This window comes from Paraglaciecola sp. L1A13 (genome assembly GCF_009796745.1).
Lineage (GTDB): Bacteria > Pseudomonadota > Gammaproteobacteria > Enterobacterales > Alteromonadaceae > Paraglaciecola.
In genome coordinates, this window is record NZ_CP047024.1 from 1,578,421 (window position 1) to 1,597,197 (window position 18,777).

Annotated in this window: 20 protein-coding genes; 8 read left to right on the plus strand and 12 right to left on the minus strand. The window is 42.1% G+C overall.

Annotated elements, in window-relative coordinates; genetic code table 11:
• Positions 1-25: 25 nt before the first annotated feature.
• Both GQR89_RS06570 and GQR89_RS21480 read right to left on the minus strand, forming a co-directional pair.
• On the minus strand, positions 26-1,192 hold the full coding sequence (locus GQR89_RS06570; protein WP_158769316.1) for a M14 family metallopeptidase: 1,167 nt from the start codon (positions 1,190-1,192) through the stop codon (positions 26-28).
• Positions 1,193-1,338: 146 nt separating this feature from the next.
• On the minus strand, positions 1,339-1,512 hold the full coding sequence (locus GQR89_RS21480; protein WP_233269102.1) for a hypothetical protein: 174 nt from the start codon (positions 1,510-1,512) through the stop codon (positions 1,339-1,341).
• Between the two features lie 296 nt (positions 1,513-1,808).
• On the opposite strand from GQR89_RS21480, the gene GQR89_RS06580 reads away from it, so the two are divergent.
• Together GQR89_RS06580 and tmpT are read left to right on the plus strand one after the other, a co-directional pair.
• A complete protein-coding gene (locus tag GQR89_RS06580) occupies positions 1,809-2,351 on the plus strand; it encodes an NUDIX hydrolase (protein ID WP_158769317.1) in 543 nt (180 codons plus the stop codon).
• 109 nt (positions 2,352-2,460) lie between these two features.
• On the plus strand, positions 2,461-3,126 hold the full coding sequence (tmpT, locus tag GQR89_RS06585; protein WP_158769318.1) for a thiopurine S-methyltransferase: 666 nt from the start codon (positions 2,461-2,463) through the stop codon (positions 3,124-3,126).
• Positions 3,127-3,202: 76 nt separating this feature from the next.
• On the opposite strand, the gene GQR89_RS06590 is transcribed toward tmpT, so the two are convergent.
• The 4 genes from GQR89_RS06590 to GQR89_RS06605 all read right to left on the minus strand — a co-directional run bounded on the left by GQR89_RS06590 (position 3,203) and on the right by GQR89_RS06605 (position 6,804).
• A complete protein-coding gene (locus GQR89_RS06590) occupies positions 3,203-3,505 on the minus strand; it encodes a hypothetical protein (protein ID WP_233269103.1) in 303 nt (100 codons plus the stop codon).
• A 12-nt stretch (positions 3,506-3,517) separates the two neighbouring features.
• Positions 3,518-4,576: a YHYH protein gene (locus GQR89_RS06595; protein WP_158769319.1), complete on the minus strand. Its 1,059-nt coding sequence runs from the start codon at positions 4,574-4,576 to the stop codon at positions 3,518-3,520.
• Positions 4,577-4,684: 108 nt separating this feature from the next.
• Positions 4,685-5,374, minus strand: coding sequence for a response regulator (locus tag GQR89_RS06600; RefSeq protein ID WP_158769320.1), 690 nt, complete (start codon positions 5,372-5,374; stop codon positions 4,685-4,687).
• 2 nt (positions 5,375-5,376) lie between these two features.
• Entirely contained in the window at positions 5,377-6,804 is a 1,428-nt protein-coding gene (locus GQR89_RS06605; protein ID WP_158769321.1) for an ATP-binding protein, read from the minus strand.
• Between the two features lie 138 nt (positions 6,805-6,942).
• On the opposite strand from GQR89_RS06605, the gene GQR89_RS06610 reads away from it, so the two are divergent.
• Together GQR89_RS06610 and GQR89_RS06615 are read left to right on the plus strand one after the other, a co-directional pair.
• Positions 6,943-7,194 (plus strand): hypothetical protein, encoded by a 252-nt coding sequence (locus tag GQR89_RS06610; protein WP_158769322.1) that lies wholly within the window; start codon positions 6,943-6,945, stop codon positions 7,192-7,194.
• A gap of 44 nt (positions 7,195-7,238) precedes the next feature.
• A complete protein-coding gene (locus GQR89_RS06615; protein ID WP_158769323.1) occupies positions 7,239-7,580 on the plus strand; it encodes a hypothetical protein in 342 nt (113 codons plus the stop codon).
• Between the two features lie 121 nt (positions 7,581-7,701).
• On the opposite strand, the gene GQR89_RS06620 is transcribed toward GQR89_RS06615, so the two are convergent.
• Positions 7,702-8,469 (minus strand): GDP-mannose dehydrogenase, encoded by a 768-nt coding sequence (locus tag GQR89_RS06620; RefSeq protein ID WP_158769324.1) that lies wholly within the window; start codon positions 8,467-8,469, stop codon positions 7,702-7,704.
• A gap of 207 nt (positions 8,470-8,676) precedes the next feature.
• Here GQR89_RS06620 and GQR89_RS06625 point away from each other — a divergent pair, with 207 nt between their 5' ends.
• Together GQR89_RS06625 and GQR89_RS06630 are read left to right on the plus strand one after the other, a co-directional pair.
• The gene (locus GQR89_RS06625) at positions 8,677-9,315 is read left to right on the plus strand and encodes a heme NO-binding domain-containing protein (RefSeq protein WP_233269104.1); all 639 of its coding nucleotides are present in this window, start codon (positions 8,677-8,679) and stop codon (positions 9,313-9,315) included.
• Entirely contained in the window at positions 9,308-10,801 is a 1,494-nt protein-coding gene (locus tag GQR89_RS06630) for an ATP-binding protein (protein WP_158769325.1), read from the plus strand. The genes GQR89_RS06625 and GQR89_RS06630 overlap by 8 nt, the downstream gene beginning before the upstream one ends.
• Here GQR89_RS06630 and GQR89_RS06635 read toward each other — a convergent pair.
• Genes GQR89_RS06635 through GQR89_RS06650 form a run of 4 tightly spaced genes read right to left on the minus strand, consistent with a single transcriptional unit; the run spans position 10,779 to position 15,208 of the window.
• Positions 10,779-12,089, minus strand: coding sequence for a response regulator (locus tag GQR89_RS06635; RefSeq protein WP_158769326.1), 1,311 nt, complete (start codon positions 12,087-12,089; stop codon positions 10,779-10,781). The genes GQR89_RS06630 and GQR89_RS06635 overlap by 23 nt on opposite strands.
• 26 nt (positions 12,090-12,115) lie before the next feature.
• Positions 12,116-13,777, minus strand: a complete 1,662-nt coding sequence (locus GQR89_RS06640; RefSeq protein WP_158769327.1) for an ATP-binding protein — start codon at positions 13,775-13,777, stop codon at positions 12,116-12,118.
• A gap of 38 nt (positions 13,778-13,815) precedes the next feature.
• Positions 13,816-14,619, minus strand: coding sequence for a phosphate/phosphite/phosphonate ABC transporter substrate-binding protein (locus GQR89_RS06645; RefSeq protein ID WP_158769328.1), 804 nt, complete (start codon positions 14,617-14,619; stop codon positions 13,816-13,818).
• Between the two features lie 31 nt (positions 14,620-14,650).
• Positions 14,651-15,208: a response regulator gene (locus GQR89_RS06650; protein WP_158769329.1), complete on the minus strand. Its 558-nt coding sequence runs from the start codon at positions 15,206-15,208 to the stop codon at positions 14,651-14,653.
• A 157-nt stretch (positions 15,209-15,365) separates the two neighbouring features.
• On the opposite strand from GQR89_RS06650, the gene GQR89_RS06655 reads away from it, so the two are divergent.
• Both GQR89_RS06655 and GQR89_RS06660 read left to right on the plus strand, forming a co-directional pair.
• The gene (locus tag GQR89_RS06655; RefSeq protein WP_158769330.1) at positions 15,366-16,391 is read left to right on the plus strand and encodes a putative porin; all 1,026 of its coding nucleotides are present in this window, start codon (positions 15,366-15,368) and stop codon (positions 16,389-16,391) included.
• Positions 16,392-16,436: 45 nt separating this feature from the next.
• Positions 16,437-18,128, plus strand: a complete 1,692-nt coding sequence (locus GQR89_RS06660; RefSeq protein ID WP_158769331.1) for an EAL domain-containing protein — start codon at positions 16,437-16,439, stop codon at positions 18,126-18,128.
• Here GQR89_RS06660 and smrB read toward each other — a convergent pair.
• On the minus strand, positions 18,125-18,685 hold the full coding sequence (gene smrB, locus GQR89_RS06665) for an endonuclease SmrB (RefSeq protein WP_158769332.1): 561 nt from the start codon (positions 18,683-18,685) through the stop codon (positions 18,125-18,127). The two genes, GQR89_RS06660 and smrB, sit on opposite strands and share 4 nt — an antisense overlap.
• Positions 18,686-18,777 lie beyond the last annotated feature (92 nt).

Here is an 18,777-nt window from a genome sequence, read left to right on the forward strand (position 1 = left end):
TGCTTTTGACGTTGGTTTTAGGTGTCTATTTGTGCGTAACATAAAATGCTTCTGGCTCTACTTTTAACAGGTTATTTACGAGCCCTTTGGCGGCTTGTTTGGCCACATAAGGAATAAGCTGGCGATTGGTGTTGTCACCGACTTCGTATGTTACGCCGTGCACTTTGTAATGATCAGCGATGTATTGCTTAAAAATACCACGCTCTGGTGAGGACGCGGATTTGTTGATTGGTCTAAAGACCCATTTTGTCTCGGCTTCTAGATCAGCCAACCAATCTGTCACCAGTGGCACTGGGGCCAAATCATGCTCCAGTGGCATAGTGTAGAATACGTAATGATATGTTGAGTGGAAATCCACAGCGAATACAATTTTGCCACCGTTTTTCACTATGCTGGCCATTTTGTCTCGCACTAAACGCGTTTCTACTTGGGCGAAATTTTTCCAGTCACGGTTTAAATCTATACCATTGGCGTTGTGTCGCCAATTGCCGGTTTCGACACCGTCGGGGTTGACATCAGGCACTAACAATAAATTGAACCGATTAAAAAACGGCTCACGTAATGTATCATCTAGCAGCAACGATTCACTAAAGGCAAAAAGAGCCATGGCGCCAGTTACTTCTGGTGGATGTTGACGACCGATGACCACTAACCATTCTTTATTTTGTGCCGATTGTTTTATCAGTGCCTTAATCGGCCGGCCTTTCTCTGACTGACCCAGTGTTTCCACTAATATTTCAGGACGTTGTGCTTGTAATGCAGCTAACCAAATATCGTATTCTTGATTATCGATTACTTCTTGGGCGGATATCCAAACAGGTTTAGTGTCAGTGTTAACACTGAGCCACATTTCTTGTCCTTTGGTATCAAACGCAATGTTCTGCCAATTTATTCCGTCGGTGCTGAGCTTGGGTAAATAGCGCGGGTTGTTACCGTTAAATGTTAATTTTATTTGTACTCTGGCGGCATGTTCAGAGTGCAGCTTAAAGCTAAACCAAGGACTAGGGTTAACGGGTTTGTTTTCCGGCAATATACCGATATGGTATTGATGTTTAGCGAGTTTTTCACAGCTGTCCAACCGTGCGCCACTGAAATCACTGTTGAAGGTGACATCGTCAAACTGACAGGCCTGAGCATGGCTAAGGAGCGAAATGGTTAACAACAATAGTATGGGAAGAAAGTATCGAAGCATAGATTAGGCTATCCGTTCATTTTGTCGGTGTGAAAAAAAGCCAACCAGAGTATTGCTCTGACTGGCTCGGTGACTAGAATTTTTTATTTAACGTCATGTGTAAATAGCATCCTCACAAAGAATAGTCGTTGGCTCCAAAACCAGAATTACGAGGTGACTTTGACGCCAATATTTCGTGTTCTAAATATTATTTTGACTTTATTCAGTAAGCTATTTTGTTGCAAATCTTCTAACTTAAGCAAGCGCTCGTACACTTCCTGCATAACATCTTCGCAATCACCTTCACTTAATCGTGAGCGCACACGAATAAAGCGGCGCATAGCGCTACCATATTCAGCGTATAACTATTCCACTAGTTGGCACTTTTGGTCATTGACTAAGGTCTGTTTTTTTGTCCGATTCAGCTGGATTACTTTCACGCCTTCCCTGATAAGTTACCTTATATTACTACGTATACGCAGGGAATATGAGATCCCTCAATAAAACTAAAAAATAGTTTTTCTCTCATCACAAAACCCTAACTGTTTACGATAAGATAAATGGTATGTAAGCGTACATTGGTCATCGAACAAACGTTGTTGATGGACAAGTTTGTGATTAAACCATAGGTGAGTAAATGAGCGACGAAATCCAAACTTTGGCAAGCACAGTTATATATGAAAATAAATGGATGCGTTTAAAGGAAGATAAAATTCGCCGTAGCAGTGGCAGTGAAGGCATATATGGCGTAGTAGAAAAGCCAGATTTTGTAGTGATTCTGCCAGTGGACAACGGTTATATACATTTAGTAGAGCAATATCGTTATCCGATAAAAAAACGTTGCTGGGAGTTACCACAAGGTGCTTGGGAAGATAATCCAGATGCAGATCACGCGTTATTGGCTGCAGGCGAATTAAAAGAAGAAACCGGCTTAGTGGCCAATAAAATGCAGTATTTGGGTGACCAGTACTTGGCATATGGATTTTGTAATCAAAAATATCATATCTATTTTGCCACTGAACTAACCTTTACCCAGATTAGTCTAGATCCAGAGGAAGAGGGATTAATCACTCAGAAGTTTTTGCTAGATACTTTTGAGAGCATGATTATAACGGGTGAAATTCAAGATGCATCGACGGTCAATGCTTATGGTATTGCTAAATTAAAAGGTGTGTTGTAATACGCGAACCTTTGGTTAGGTTGACGGTTTGATTTTTACGCTAGACCTGTGAAATAAATTTTTATTGAAGCGAGTAGCTAAAATAGTAAGTGTTAAATATGGAGTATATATGCAGGCAAGTTATTGGCATGAAAAGTGGTTGCAGGGAGATATTGCATTTCATCAGTTTAAGGGCAGTCCATTATTGAAAGCACATTTTTCGGCGCTACAGTTACCAGCCCAAAGTCGGATCCTTGTTCCTCTATGCGGTAAAACCCGTGATATTGCTTGGTTTGTCGCTAATGGTCATCATGTGGTTGCGGCTGAGCTGCATGAGCCGGCTGTGATTCAGTTATTTGCTGATATGGGCATTGAGCCCAAAGTCTCTCGTCTTGCTGAGTATGACTTAATTCACTATCAGGCACGTGCCAACGATCTGCAGATTGATATTTACGTGGGCGATATTTTTAGTCTATCTGGTGCGTTAATTGGTCAGGTGGATGCGATATACGATCGCGCAGCGCTCGTAGCGTTACCTTTTGAGATGCGTGAACAATACACCGCACACATTCGTGCGTTAAGTGGCAATGCCTCGCAGTTAGTTATTACGTTTGATTACCCTCAGCATCTTTTACCTGGCCCGCCTTATTGTGTAAACAGTAACGAGATTGCACAACATTATGCACAAAGCCACGCGATTTCATTGCTAACAAGTGAAGATGTTAAAGGTGGCCTAAAAGGTAAAATAGCCGCCAACGAAGAGATGTGGCTGTTAAAAGCAAAAATAGAAGAATAGTAAATAGAATGATAGGTAGCATACGAGCCTGATGTTCAGGCTCGCCGTTATCCGGTTCGCTAGTAATTAACCAAGGTTAATTAACGAGTGGTTCAAGCATAACCATTTTTATGGGTTGAGTACGTACACATATCTTATTATGCGATATTTTTTGACAATATCCGCTATAGACTTTAACCCTATTTTTCTCTGTTTCTTTGCTGTACTGACAAGACTCTTTAAGTGTTTTTTCAGCACAGGCTAGTAGGGCGTCTTTATCCACATGGCCCTCATGAGCTAGCACGCACAGGCTTACTGAGCCGAGTAGAATGCTAGAACCTATCGCTATAAATGTTTGCTTTAGGCATTTTGCAACGTTTGCTGATGGGGCGCTTTTCATCGTATATTGTCCTTATTCACTGCTTGACCATTCGCCTTGTTCTCCGTGAAAACAGCCAATAAACATGTTTTCTCCCGGGCTTGCCACATGGTAGTGGTAACCTCTTGTGTCATCGCTATGTCCGCGACATTCATCAAGGTCGGTTTCTTCGAGACCGCTTTCATCCAGCATGGCGTAGATGCCATATCCATCCAGAGCATAGCCAATCAAGCTGGCGTGCCCATCTTCCTCATCAGGACCGGTTGAGCATCCAGTAGCGGCATGATAGTGATAACCATCATTTGGATTTATATGCCCACCACAATCGTCAAATGCAGCAATAGTATAATTGCTAAGTATTGCGTCAACAGGGGCTTGAGCCGCTAAAATAACGCCATTTAAGGAGATACCCATATTACTGTTAACATAACTTGGGTTGGCTAAAGGAATGGGCGTAACCGGTAGCAATATGGTTTCACTAATGCCACCACCGTAATAGTCCAAGTCACACTGTACACAATAGTTTTGATAAGCTGCATCCACGTCCGGGCGCGCTGCTGCCTCGCAAGCTGTTTGGGTATCAGTGATATTAACCTCACCTGTACTTGGATCGTAAAGCAGCCATCCGTCACCATAAAGCGAGTCTAAGTTGCTAATAAATTCACCGTCTATGTCGTAAACTTCACCCGATCCATCAAACCAAATCCCGCCTTGTGATGCATCAGAATCAATGGTTGGTGGGCAAAAAGGACCTATTTCATCGACTACGGGTTCACCTGCAATTGTGATGCGATAACAGGTTGTTTGCGTACCGCCAGACAAGGTGCAACTTTCTGTGGTGATCGTTTCGATAACAGCATCTTCGAAGAAAAAGGGTGCATCGACGGCATCCACTATCGTATCAGTATCAGTATCAGTATCAGTATCAGTATCAGTATCAGTATCGGTAGTGGTCTGTTCTTCTGTTGTATCTGTTGTATCTGTTGTATCTGTTGTATCTGTTGTATCTGTTGCACTATCGCCACAAGCAAATAATAATAAAACTAAGGAACAAATTAGTAGAGATTGGGCATGTGAGTATATTCGTTTCATGGATATATCTTTGTCTATTAACCTGATGTTACTTTAGGTTAATAAAGCGCAGATACTGTGCAGATATTCAGCAGATCCTGCACATATTTAGCTAATGGAATTTTACGTTCACATCAGTTTATAACCGACGCCATAGACCGATTGTAAGATTGGTTGCGGATCATCCGCTAAGGTGATTTTATTGCGTAGATTTTTCATATGGCTGTCGATCGTACGATGACTAACGATACGAGAATCATCATAGCAACTATGCATCAAGCTTTCTCGAGAGAGAACTGCACCAGGACGGCTAAGTAAGCTTCTAAGCAAGCGAAATTCCACCGGTGTTAGCTCAACAGTTGTGCCATTTACCTTGCACTCGAATCGCTCTGTATCAATGGTGATGTGCTTGAAGCTCAAAGTAGTTGAGTGCGCTGATGGGGTGCTAAGGGACGCACGGCGCAATACTGCCTGCACGCGCGCAACAACTTCCCGTGGCGAAAAAGGTTTGCACACATAGTCATCAGCGCCAAAACCTAATCCCATTAATCGGTCAATTTCATCTACGCGTGCCGTCAACATGATGATTGGCACTTGAGAAAATTTGCGCACGTCTTTACAAATACTTAAGCCATCTTTACCGGGTAGCATCAAATCTAATATCACACAATCGGGCATATCTGATTTTATAGCGGCTTCGGCTTCATCACCATGGTGAATAACGCGCGTTAAGTAGCCTTCTAAAGTGAGGAAGTCGACTAGGATTTGTGCGATTTTAGGTTCATCTTCGACAATTAGTACTTGTTGTTTTGTGCTCATATTCATTCCTTCGCTGCCGGTAGCTCTACCCTGATGCAAACTCCGCCTAAAGATGAAGGCGATGCGCTAATTATGCCTTGATGGGCAATGACAATATTTCGGCAGATTGTTAGGCCCAAGCCTGCGCCTGGAGCCGATCGATTTCGTGATGCGTTCTGACGATACAAAGGGTCGAACAATTTAGCACAATCTGCCTGTGGTACACCGGGTAAGGTGTCGTTTATTTCAAAGGTTACTTTATTGCCATGTTGGCTTAGGGATAAAACAATTTCTCCCCCTGTGTCGGTATACAAGATGGCGTTGTTGAGTAAATTTATAAAAAGCTGCTCTAAACGCTGTGGGTCAACCAAACAATATACAGGCTGTGCAATTGTGGCTGATACCGTCACACCTTTTTGCAGTGCTTTGGCGTTTAGCGCGGCCCGCACATTCTCGATACTTTCGCTAATATCAACGAGACTAAAATGATATTTCAAGCCACCAACATCAGACATAGATAACTGATAAAGATCGTCCACTAAGCGATGCAAAAGCAACGCTTCATGCTTTAAAGATTCGACTTGTTCTGGACCAAACGGGCGTATGCCTGCTTCTAATGCATCAAGCTCACCGATTAAAATTGTCAACGGGGTGCGCAGTTCGTGAGATATATCGGCAAACCAGCGATTTTTTGCACTGCGTGTTTCATTTAATATATGACTCAAACCGTTTAGATTTCTCATCAATGTACCGAGTTCGTCTTGACGCAAAGTATCGAGATTGACATCATAGACACCTCGACTTAATCGTTCTACGCCATGCAGCACATCCTTAACTGGTGCGGTTAACCGCCTTGCAAGTAGCCAAGAAGCAGCTCCTGCAATTAATAAACATAATAAGCCTATGCCAATACTGGCATAACGTTGCTGCATGGAAAAAGATGATGCCAACGAGCGCTCTGGTATGGTATCTAACCAACTACGTAATTCACCTACTTTCTCACCTTCTAAGTAAATCGCATGATTTAAAACCTCTTTAGCATCAGACTTTGGCTTGCTACCTGTGAGCCACTCACCTTGGGCATTGAATAGTGCGGTAGGTGGGGCGTCATTCCCATGTTCTCTTGGGCGAGGTGGTGGGCGCGCACCTTGATCATGCGGTGACGACATCAAAGGACTTGGTTGAGATAATCTAGGAGGTCTACCACCTCTTGTAGGGATTGGATCTAGATAATACGCTAAGCCTTTTTTGATGACTGGCTGCCACTTGTTCTTACGGGAGTAGGTATTTGCTAATGTATCACCGAGCAGACTAAGGCGCTGCTGCTCTAACCCTGCAACAAAATTGAGAAAACCTTGGTCAAAGCTCCAGCGAGCTAAGCCTAACGTAATCAAAAGCGTCAAGGCAGTGAGCCCGAGGAATGATAAAAAAACTTTACGGAATATATTCATATGCTGAGTATACCTGCGTGAAAGGAGCCTGCACTAGCGGCTTTGGGAAGATTAGCTAACTTCTCCATGTAATCTCCATCATTTCTGCACATTTGATCGCTAGAATTTGAGGTAGACTTAATATCGGAGTAAAAAAAGATGCAATTATCAAAATTATTTTTTGTAGCCAGTATGTTAGTTATTGGTAGTACAGGCGTTCATGCGCAAGAAGGTCGCGGACAGGGCGGGGGGGATCGTCGTCCACCGCCTGAAGCTTTTGAAGCATGTGAAGATAAATCAGAAGGTGACAGTGTGACGATTGAAACCAGACGCGGTGACACCTTAAGTGCTACATGCGAGATGATGAACGATAGCTTGGTTGCTGTCCCAGAAGATGCGAAGCGAGATTAGTCTCGCGTTTGTTTTAATACAACAATTCAAAAAGGATAAATGAAATGCAAATAAATGCTGCCAATCAATCTGTCAATACTCTCGCATCGCAAGATGTTACGCGACCTAAAGGACCACCTCCACCACCTCAGGGCGGCGTGCCTCCTGGATTAGAATCAGCCGTTTCCACTTTGTCAGATGAAGAGCAAAGTTCCGTAACGGATATGCTCGCTAGCTTGAGTAAAGATCAACAGTCATCGCTAAAGACGCAATTAGATGGATTGCGTGACGGTGCTGAAAGTTTGTCTAATGAAGAATTGGGTGCAGCATTTAATGACATATTAACGTCTTTATCGACTAATCAGTCTGACTCAGGTTCACTAAACTTAGTGGACACTTTTGCCTAGGTTGAGGTTAGATTAATATGTTTAGCTCATATTTTCAGTGGTGCCGATGTAACTATTCGGCATTACTTTTTCGGTTGTGCTAAGTTTACAGTTCGTAATCAGCAAATCTCTCGTCAATCTTTTACCAACTGATGCGCCTCACGCTGGCCCTAAAACCGCTAAACAATTGCTCTGTTAACTGACAACTCTGTTTATCTAAAAATTGAATGGTTAACTGAGATGGTTGATAGAAGTCTCTAATGGTTCGATTAATATTTTTACTTCCTTGGAAGGCTGAAATCCCAAACGCCTGACACGCTTTTTTGCCACTTTGAGACTCCAAAGTGGGTATCAACACGGTATGTAATATTTTTGCATCGATAGGCTGGCAAAATACCAAATTGTGGTAGTGATCTTTATAACGCAAACTCATACCTATTTGCTCACACAGTGCTTTAAGTTTTTCGATGCTTGTTGCTGAATCGCGTTCTATATCATCATTGACGCAAATGAGTGAAGAGTCAGTGCGTTTTATAGCATTAAAACCATCGTCTGTTGCCACCAAGTTATGGAAAGAACTGATCCGTGCGAGTAACTCAGGTAAACCGCTCTCATCAGAAAATGTTCTGCCCTGATTTAACGCATTTATTCTGCGTTGATCCAAGTCAACACCGATAACCTTATGACCCAAAGCTGCCATGCATATAGCTGATAACGCGCCACCGTGGCCTAAACCGAACACACTGATGCGTTTGCTGCTTCGGCATTGTGGCAATTGATAGCTTTGCTCGCTTCCATCACTGAATGAGACCACACGGTTGTACCCACGGGTATTATCAACCGTGAGTTGGGGCTCACTAGTATAGGCACTATAGGCTTGTGTAGTACTTAGTTGCTGAGAATTAAACATGTATGGGTCCTTTGCTATCTTACTGCTGAATTTTGAGATTTGTCTGCCACAGCGTGGCTAATGATTGGTAATTTGCAGTTCTTGTTCCATAATGAATTTAATTATTTAAAACATGCACTTAAAGAATGTAACCTATTAATACATGCACAGTAATGTTGCATAATTAAGACAGTCTTACACACCTATATAGACTAATTTACGTTGAGCTTGCTGGTATATATCGACTATCTTGAGGTAGCACATTATCTGTTGGCTAAAATCGGCCTGTTGTCGGTAGTGGAGCGTACTGGGGAATATCCTATGAAAGGCATTATCTTTGTAAAATTAAATCAGTTTGTTGACGAGTTGTGGGGAGATGAATTTTGGGACGAGTTGTTACAAGTCGCCGACCTGCCTAGTAATGGCATTTATACGTCAGTTGCCACGTATGACGATGCGGAGTTATTTACCCTAGTCGGTCTTATTATGGAAAAGAAAAGCCTTACTGCACAAGAGGCGCAAATAGCATTTGGACAATGGATGTTTGAACAACTATTGCAAGCGGCACCTCCAGAAGCTCACAAATTTACCGACGTGTTTAAATTTCTTTATGGTGTGCAAAACGTAATCCATGTTGAGGTTAAAAAACTCAATCCAGAAGCGATATTGCCCGAATTTGAGTTTCTAGAGGAAACGCCGACCACTTTGAGTTTCCATTATATTTCACCGCGAAAACTGTGTTACTTTTGTGAGGGAATCGTGCAGGGATTAGCTTCTCACACTGGGCAGCAGGTAATTGTTGAGCAAACAGAGTGTGAACACGAAGGTGATGCACGGTGTGTAATGAAGGTGACAAAAGTTGTCTAAATCAATCTCGGAACTAGAGGCAAGGATAGCCGTACTTGAGCGTAAAATAGAGCGTGAAAAAAAGGCTAGAGTGATGTCTGAGCAACATTTAGAGGTTCATTCTAGAGCATTATATGAAAGTAATCAGTCACTGCAAACATCTTTGGCTATTGCTAAAAAGAAGCAAGCTGAACTCGAGTTTTTACGACAGACATCGGGTGATGTTTCATCAGATATTTCGCTACAAGAATTGATCACGAATACGGTAGAACTAACAGGGCAGTTTTTTTCCGTTGAATGTGGGTTATTCATTGTTACTAATAACGGGCAGGCGCTTGAATCTAAAGTGGATAATATCTGGCGAGCACCAAACAAATGGGTAAGCGACCCGTCTTTTTTTAACCAAGCAATTCAATTCTTACCGCTCGAGCAACAAGAAAGCCTCAGTATGTGGTTGGTATCGCCTATTGACGATGAAGCAAGCCAGGCGCTTTCAGGCTTTAAATGGATCGTCTTTGGAAACTTCGCTCTGCTTGGCGGTAAAATTGCCTGGTTAGCTTTTTTCAGTCGTGCAGAATTTTTAGATGAAGAAGCACTATCAGTGCTAGGAACGGCACGAGAGCACTTATTGAGCGGCATTACTCGCCGCGTGACGGACGTCAGTATCCGTAAGCGCACCGTAGAGCTGCAAAATACTGTGGACCGTTTAAAACAAGCTGAACGACAATTAATTCAGTCAGAAAAAATGGCTTCCCTAGGACAACTTGCCGCAGGTGTTGCCCATGAAATTAATAATCCAGTGGGCTTTATTCGTTCTAATATAGAAATGCTGGAAGAGTATTTGCAAGATTATCAAGGTTTACACAACAGTATTGCCAAGGCGTTAACAGTTGAAGGGAAAATTGACACGCAGCAGTACAAAGCGCTTTGTGATAAATATGATTTGGCATATATCCAACAGGATGCTCAAGAATTATTGGTATCAAACTTAGATGGCTTGGATCGTGTAAAAGAGATCGTAGAAAACTTAAAAACGTTCTCCCATAGTGGAGATGGAAAATTAGAAAGCATAAGTCTTAATCTGTGTATTGAAGGGGCATTAAAGATTGCATGGAATGCGCTTAAATATGAGCATATAGTGGATAATCAACTGAATGCTGACTTGCCGCAAGTTCTCGGAAATAATGGCCAGCTACAACAAGTTTTCGTTAATTTATTTGTCAATGCTGCTTATGCTATGTCAAGCGGTGGAAAGCTGACCATAAAATCCAGTTTGACCGCCGACAAACTGATCATTGAGATAAATGACACAGGTTGCGGAATGGATAAAAAAACCTTAGATCAGCTGTTTACTCCCTTTTTTACTACTAAGCCTATTGGTGTCGGGACAGGCTTAGGATTATCTGTTTCTTATGCCATATTAGAGTCGCATAATGTGCTGACACAAGTGCGATCTGCTGTTGGTAAAGGGACGCAATTCTCTCTTAGTTTTCCTCTTCCTGAGTAGGCACTCCTGCTTGCTCAACAAAAATAGTAAAACATTCCGTTCGTTGATGCTCATACTGAGTCAATTGTTGAATTGATGTCTTTGAAAATATATGGCCTTTAGGTAAAACTAAGATATGGTTCTCAGTTAGGATATCTTCTTTTAAGCGCATGCCCTCCTCAAGATCGGTGACCTGTATTGCACTTTCGATAAACTGGCCGCTGATAACATCTGGATATTGGACTAGAATATCGATTATTTTCGCTGCGTAGCGCAAGCCTCGATACTTTTTAAGTTCAGTAATCGCCTCAGCGTTTGACAGAGGTGTTTTGCTTATACGGCCCAATTTGTAGCGCCAAAAATCCCTTGCAACCGCTAATATTTGTGCACCAATTGGAATTTGTTCCTGCATGAGTTTATTGGCTCCGCTGCCATCAACATACTCATATTGGCAGGTAATAATATCTAACTCAGCTCGTAAGTGTGTGGCGGGGCTAAGTATTTGCTCTGCGAATTTAGTTTGTTGCACAAAGATATGTTGTTGATTGAAATTTAGTTCGCAAAACGGCTTCGAATATAAGGCTGTATCCAATCCTAATAGCCCTATTTCGCCCAGTAACGCTGCAAAACTGACTTGTGTATGCTCTTTATCCGTAAGTGATAAGTGCGCGGCTAATTTACCCGATAAGTGACTCACACTTTGTGCAAATCCTCCGTCTAGATTGGGATTAATACTGATAAAATTATACAACACCCGTTGGGTCGCTAGTGTATTGCGTTTTAGCTTCCTCATGGCGAGGGTAATTTGTTTACTGCGTAGCTTTACCTTTTCATCTAAGTTGTGATTTAAGTCTTTGAGCAAGGCGTTTTGCTTATTGATTAAACGGGTTAACCGTAGGTTTTCAAGTTTGAGTTTAATTTTGGCCAGACCATCGCCAATCGCGCAGGTTAGCTCGGTATTATCCCAGGGTTTTTGTAAATATCGGTCTATGTGGCCGTTGTTAACTGCGTCGATTGTGGATGACATATCGGAGTATCCGGTCAGTAGAATACGGTAGCAATTTGGCACCAAAGCGGTTGTTTTTTGCAAAAATTCGGCACCAGACATAGAAGGCATTTTCATATCTGAGACTATAACGTGTACCGTTTTCTGTTTTAGTATCTCGAGTGCCTCTGCTCCACTTTGCGCTATTAATAATTCATAATCCTGTTTGTGCAGAACGCGCTTAATCGCCTTAAGAATATTGATTTCATCATCGACACACAAGACCGTATAAGTTTCTGACTCTTTCGGTGTTAATTCACTCATGGTGCTATCTCCAAAATAAGGTTTTGCTAGTTGATTTGCGTTTCAATAGGCGGTTTATCGCTTTGTGATGAAGCCGCAGGTAAGGTCAATATAAAGCAGCTACCTTGGGATAATTCACTCGTAACGGTGAGATCGCCGCTGTGTTCTTGAGCTATTCCAAATGAAATAGCCAGACCAAGCCCAGTGCCTTGACCTTCTGGTTTTGTGGTGAAAAAAGGATCGAATAAACGGTTGATGTTTTCAGCTGGAATGCCTTGCCCCGTGTCGCATACCGACACATAAACTAAGCCATTATGGCTATACGTTTCGATAGTGATTGTGCCTCTATTACCAATCGCTTGGCCGGCGTTAATAAGTAAGTTAGTTAATACCTGACAAATTTTTCCGACATTTATTTCAACTTCACTGACTTCTTGGAGCTTGATGATAATATCGCAGTGATATTTGAGTTCATTACTGACCATACTTAAGGTCGTCTTAACACAATTGTTGATATTGAATAACTGGAGCTCTTGGCGGTCAACTTGGGAGAATTGTTTTAGTCCTGCGACGATATCTTTCACGCGGGTTAAGCCTTCGCTTGATTCGCTGATAAGTTCTGGCATATCTTCTTGCATAAATTCGATGTTTTCATTACTAATGAATTCACCGATTTGAATTTCTAGCGTTTTTCGTTGTTCTGGGATTTCATTTTTTTGCCAATCTGAAACAAGTTGAGTGAGCTTAACGTACACTTGTGCATAATCTGATAATGACGCTAAGTTACTGTTTACAAAACCAATTGGGTTGTTAATTTCGTGAGCAACCCCAGCAGCGAGTTGTCCTAACGAAGCCATTTTTTCTGATTGAACTAACTGCTCTTGAGCACTTTTTAGCTGGAAATTAATAAGCGTTAATTGCTCGTTTTTATCTTCAAGTAGTTGGGTGCGAGCGACAACGCGCATCTCTAATGTTTGGTTCAAAGATTCCAATTCCGCTTGATAGTTTTTAACGCGCACGCATTCAGCCTTAAGGGTTTCGATCATCTGATTAAAGGCTTGTGCTACCTCTCCCAATTCATCATTTGAAGTAATAGGAATGTGGGTATCAGTAAAATCTCCAGAGATTACACTGTGAGATATTTTTTTGGCCCCAGCCTGAAGTAGTTTAAGCTGATGGGTTAAGTAATGGCCTAGCCCATAAGAAAATAATGCAACTAATATCAGCTCTATGAGCGCGATAGAGGTGGTCCATTGTTTAATTTTTTGGATGGCACTTTGCGCATTACTGACACTCATGCCAATCTCAACTCGGCCGTAGACGGTATTGCCCTCGATGATACTAGCGTACGTATCGAATACCCCGTCGTTGACATCTTCCATGTGTTGGTCTGCACTAAATCTGCGGTTTAAGGCTTCTTCTGTACCGCTTTGAGACAGCACACCATCACTACTACTGATGACGCGAGCGTATTCAATTCCAGGGTTTTTCAGTGCTTCGAGAACAAAGTCGTCTAATGACGCAAGATCATAAGACAAAACCGCATCTTTGGTGGTGGTAGAAAACAAGGTAGCCGTTGTCGAAGCGTGTTTTACCAAGTCTTTGTTCACAGAACGACTTAAAAAGGTCACTGCGGTAACCACTAATGACAAAAGTAAGATAGCCTCGATGCTAGCGATACCGAAAATGGTTTTACTGCGTAATGACATGTGAAGCCCCCTTTATCTAACCTGAACCAGTACTTTTTTCACTTAAGTGATTCTATGCCAAGGACACGAATATCTTCCCAGTCACTGTTATCTGCGGCTTCAAACGCCGCAAAATTTATCGCTTCTAATAACGCGCTACCGTTTTCGGTTTTGTGCAAATTGAGCAGGCTAGTTTGTATTTTTTGTCGTGTTTCAGATGACACATCTGGATGGCTGGCGATAGCATGGGGAGTATGAGGTTCGGTTTTCCATAATATTCTAAGTTGGTCTCTGACACTCGCTGGCGCATTATTGAATGTGCGTAATATACCACCACCCGCTGGAGATAGGCCTCGGGCTACACTGAGGTACACTGAGTCATGTGACGATACGTAGCGACTCTTCACATTGACATGATGCGCCGACAAATCGGCTTTAGGCAGCAGTGTTGCGGCAAAAGCAGCCGGTGCAGGAAACGCCATCGTAATATCATTCAATTCATTAATAGAAGTATAGGGTGCGTCTTTTCTTACTACGATAATCCCTTGAATATGTTTGTCTTTCTGTTTAGCCAGCGCTTGGTAGCCAGGAGATTCATTAAACACAACAAAATGATAAGGGTTCATATAAGCAAAGTCATATTGACCTTGAGATAAACGATGCTCGAAAATGGGAATGTTTGGCGCAGTGGTAAATACTAACTTTATACCACTGTTATCACTTATTTCACGCAATAATGGTGTCCAAAGTTTGGCTAGTTTTTTAGCCGATTGCTGCGGTACAACGGCGAACGTAAATGTGTCTTGGGCGCGAGTTTGTGCACTCAATATGAACATGCTTAATGCTATAATTATAAACTTCATCTTGTGCTCCTAAAGCAAATCACTAATGCGTTTAATTACGTAATAGTGCATCGATGGTGCTAAGTAATTCTTTATTGACAAACGGTTTGGCTAAAGCTGCATCTGCCCCTAGGTCTAGGGCTTTTTGACGTTCGTCTTCTCCTAGAGCTGAAATAATTAAAATCTTTAAAGACTTGTCGGCATATTCTTGACGAGCAAATGTCACGATGTCATAGCCATCTACGCCGGGCATGCTTAAATCGAGCGTCATTAACTGTGGTTTATAGGTTGTCAATAAGGCACCAGCCATAAATGGATCCGTGGCAATCACACTGTCGTACCCGGCTCGCTTAGTTACTCGGCTTATCGCTTTGGCTACCTGCAGTTCATCGTCGACAATCAATACCCGTTTTTCTGAAGAAGCAAAATCAGCAGGAATAGGCAGGTTGTTTTCATTTAAAAACGCAACGAAGTCTTCTTCTTTAACTCGGTTGTTACCTCCTCCTGGAAGTTTGTAACCTTTTAATCTGCCGCTATCAATCCAGCGGATAACTGTGCGCAGATTGACGTCACAGTACTTAGCTATTTCACCGGATGTTAAAGTTTTCATAGATATCTCTTAGCCGCCTAAAGTCGATGTATAAGTTATACCATCTAGCGCAAGAATGACAAATAGGACTAAAGTGTAATATGTGACAATGGCGACATTGTGCAATTATTAGTCTCAAGAAATTAGCCGACATCATTTAAACGATAGGAATAATTCCATGAGACAGTTAATTGCAGCTATTACATTGACGCTTAGTTCGACGGCTTACGCGAGCAATATATATGTCTTTGGTGATGCGGTATTACGTTACGAGAATGAAAGTCAGCATGTTAACTTGCCTGATAGAGAACGCTTACGCGCTATTTTCCGTTTAGGTATTAAAGGTAACATCACCGATAACTGGTCAGCTCAAGGACGTTTGAGCACGGGTCTAAAGAATAAACAGAACGTGCCGGCGATAACGCTGATTCGCTTCAATACTCAGCCTCAGCCTGATAGGGATGTATTTGTTGAGCGCTTATTTCTAACCGGGAAATTTACCGATGCAAATCTGTATATCGGAAAAATACCTTGGAAAACTAAACACATAACAGATGTGTTTTGGGATCGTAATTTAAACCCTCTAGGTGTGCATCTAGATTATCGTTTATCTGAGCGGCATCAACTACAACTTGCCTCGCTCAAACCACTCGACGGTAATAGTGACGTGGTGGGCTTATTGAACATAGTTCAATGGAACATAAAGTTCAGCTTTGACAAAGTTAAAGTGACAATCTCACCTTCCTATGTTGATTATAAAGGCCAGTCGAATGCTCAGTTCGCCAAGAAAGATACCCAATTGGACAATCGCTTTTTACGTTTATCGAGTAGTCTTAGTTTTGAGGGATACCAATTGGGTGTGGATTTAGGTCAGTCCTTGAATGACTTTCACCAGTTTGAACAATTCAGCGATCAGAAAACAAGTGTAGCGGTGCAATTAAAGCATGGAAAACTCGCGCAGGCAGGCGATTATTCTTGGCATTTACGGTATTTACATGTTGAGCGTTTCGGCGTTATCACTGAATTCGCCCAGAATGCTACTGCTCGATTCGCCACATCCAACGTGCAAGGTTTAGACGTGAGATTGCGTCGAAAAATGGCGGATACATGGTGGTTAGGCGCACGCGTTAGCGATATGCGAACGATCGAAGGTCCAGAAGAGCAAGGGCTGCGAATTCGTTTCGAAGGTCAGTACAAATTTTGAGTCTTATTATTATGTCTTACAACAAAACTTTAGAGGCAGGCCACAATGAATAGCCAGCAAGCACACGTTACTCCAACAACAGGCAAGCTATTAATTGTCGATGATGAACCCAATATTTTATCGTCTTTAAAGCGCTGTTTAGTTAAAGCTCCTTTTGAGATTTTTATTGCCAATAGCGCCCAAGAAGGGTTAGCCATTATGAAAGAACACAGCATTCAGGTAGTGTTATCAGATTTTAGAATGCCGATTATGTCTGGGGCAGAATTTATCGATCAAATTAAAGCAAGTTACCCTGATGTTATTTCTATGGTACTCAGTGGATTCGCCGATTTTGACTCTGCGATTAGTCTGCTAAATAGCGGCGCTGCCCATAAATTCTTGCGTAAGCCGTGGAATAATCAACAGATAATTGAAGAAATTGAGCAAGCGTTTGCTGAATACCACGCTCGCGTGCTTAATCGTCGGGTGTTAGAGGGGGAGCATAATCCTGAGTATTATGCTTTTGAACAAGCAGTGCGAGATAGATTTGCCGAGCAACAAGAATTCTGTTTAGTGTCACTCAAAATTAAAGATTATGACTTTCTAGAGCAGCATGCTGGCCCAACGATTTTTACGGGCTTACTAACTGAGATTAGGGGGTTAGTGCATAACGAGTTGCCTCAAGGGAGTCAAACCTTTGCTTTTGATAGCGGCAAAATATTTATTATTATTCCGGATTATGAAAATGAAACGATGATCCGTAAGCGTTTAACGATCATTAATCACAAGTTAAACGAGCCAAACACGCAACGTAAAGGCTGCGTGAAAATTAACTGTGTAATGGGCTATGCTCTAGCACCCACTGATGGAGACGACCCAAGTAGCTTGATGGAAAATTTACGTTGTGCATTTTCTGTTGACAGCGTCGCTGCGGAGCATTTATGTCGTTTTGATTCAGCCTTAAGAGACTTGCAACAACGGCAGCTCAAAATTAAGAATTCAATTAATGGGGCATTACGCGACAATCAATTTTTACTGCACTTTCAGCCTAAAGTACGCTTGCCGGATCAACAGATAGACAGCGCTGAGATTTTAATTCGTTGGCAGCACAATGAACTTGGCTGGATACCACCGAATGAATTCATTAACTTAAGTGAGCTCGATGGCCAAATAGAACAAATTGGGGAGTGGTTGATTGCCCAAAGTGTTAAAAAAATAGCTGAGCTGCACCGTTTTAGTAAAGATTTAAAGCGGGTAGCCATCAATATTTCTGCACGCCAGTTAGCGAACCATAGCGTGGTAGAGCAATTCGAAAGCTTGTTGGATCAATATGGGTTGCCGCCATCGTTAATTGAAATAGAAATTACCGAATCCTGTTTGATACAAGACTTTGAGCAAACTTTAAAAGTGCTGTGGGAGCTCAAAGAGCTTGGCGTTAGTATTGCTATGGATGATTTTGGAACGGGATATTCGTCATTTGCTTATTTAGCTAAGTTACCAATAGATGTCTTAAAGCTGGATAAAGTGCTGGTGGATGGCATTGAAGACTGCAAAGAAATTCAAAGTATGATCGCGGGTTTGATCACTATGTGTCATGAGTTAGGTATATCTGTTGTCGCGGAGGGCGTCGAACTAGCGGGGCAGGTTGAACTGTTAAAACAGTACAAGTGTGACTACATTCAAGGTTATTTTTTCAGCAAGGCACTGCCCAAACCTGAATTTGAGATGCTACTCTTACAACAGCCATTTATGATTTAGTACTTGCTGTTTATTTGGGGCAAATCAATCAATACTAATACCGCGCCTTGACCACCCCATTCTAATGGCGCTTGATGAAAACCTTTGACACTGGGATGTTGAATTAACCAATTAGGCACGTTCTTTTTAAGCACGTAACTGCCGATGCCATGTACGATACACACACAGTGATAATGTTGTTTTTGTGCAGCATAAATTAATGCCGCTATTTCCAATTTCGCTTGCTCTTTATTCAGGCCATGTAGGTCCAAAATTAGATCTGGCGGATATTCACCCCGTCGTAAGCGTTTTACCTCAAAGGTATCTGCGCCGGGTTGTACATACTTAAGGGGTTGGCTTGTGTCGAAATACCCTTCGAAGCCATCGGAAAATTGAAATGTGGCATTCTGTTGCTTAAGGTCGCTTTGCGGATCGTGCTTTTTACCTATCAGGGTAGATTTAAGCTTGCTGGAAAAGCGTTGAGGCGGTATTTTGTCCTGCTTTAATGGCTTTACATCGGTAAACTCACTACGAAATAGTGCCGTATCGGATGATTCAGGTGTGGCATTTTTTTTCATAATGTTAGGCAGTTTACTGGATATAAGGCGGTCATGACGGCAAGTTTAACAAAGTCTTGGTGTTGAAACTATGTAAGGCGCGTGTTTAAGCC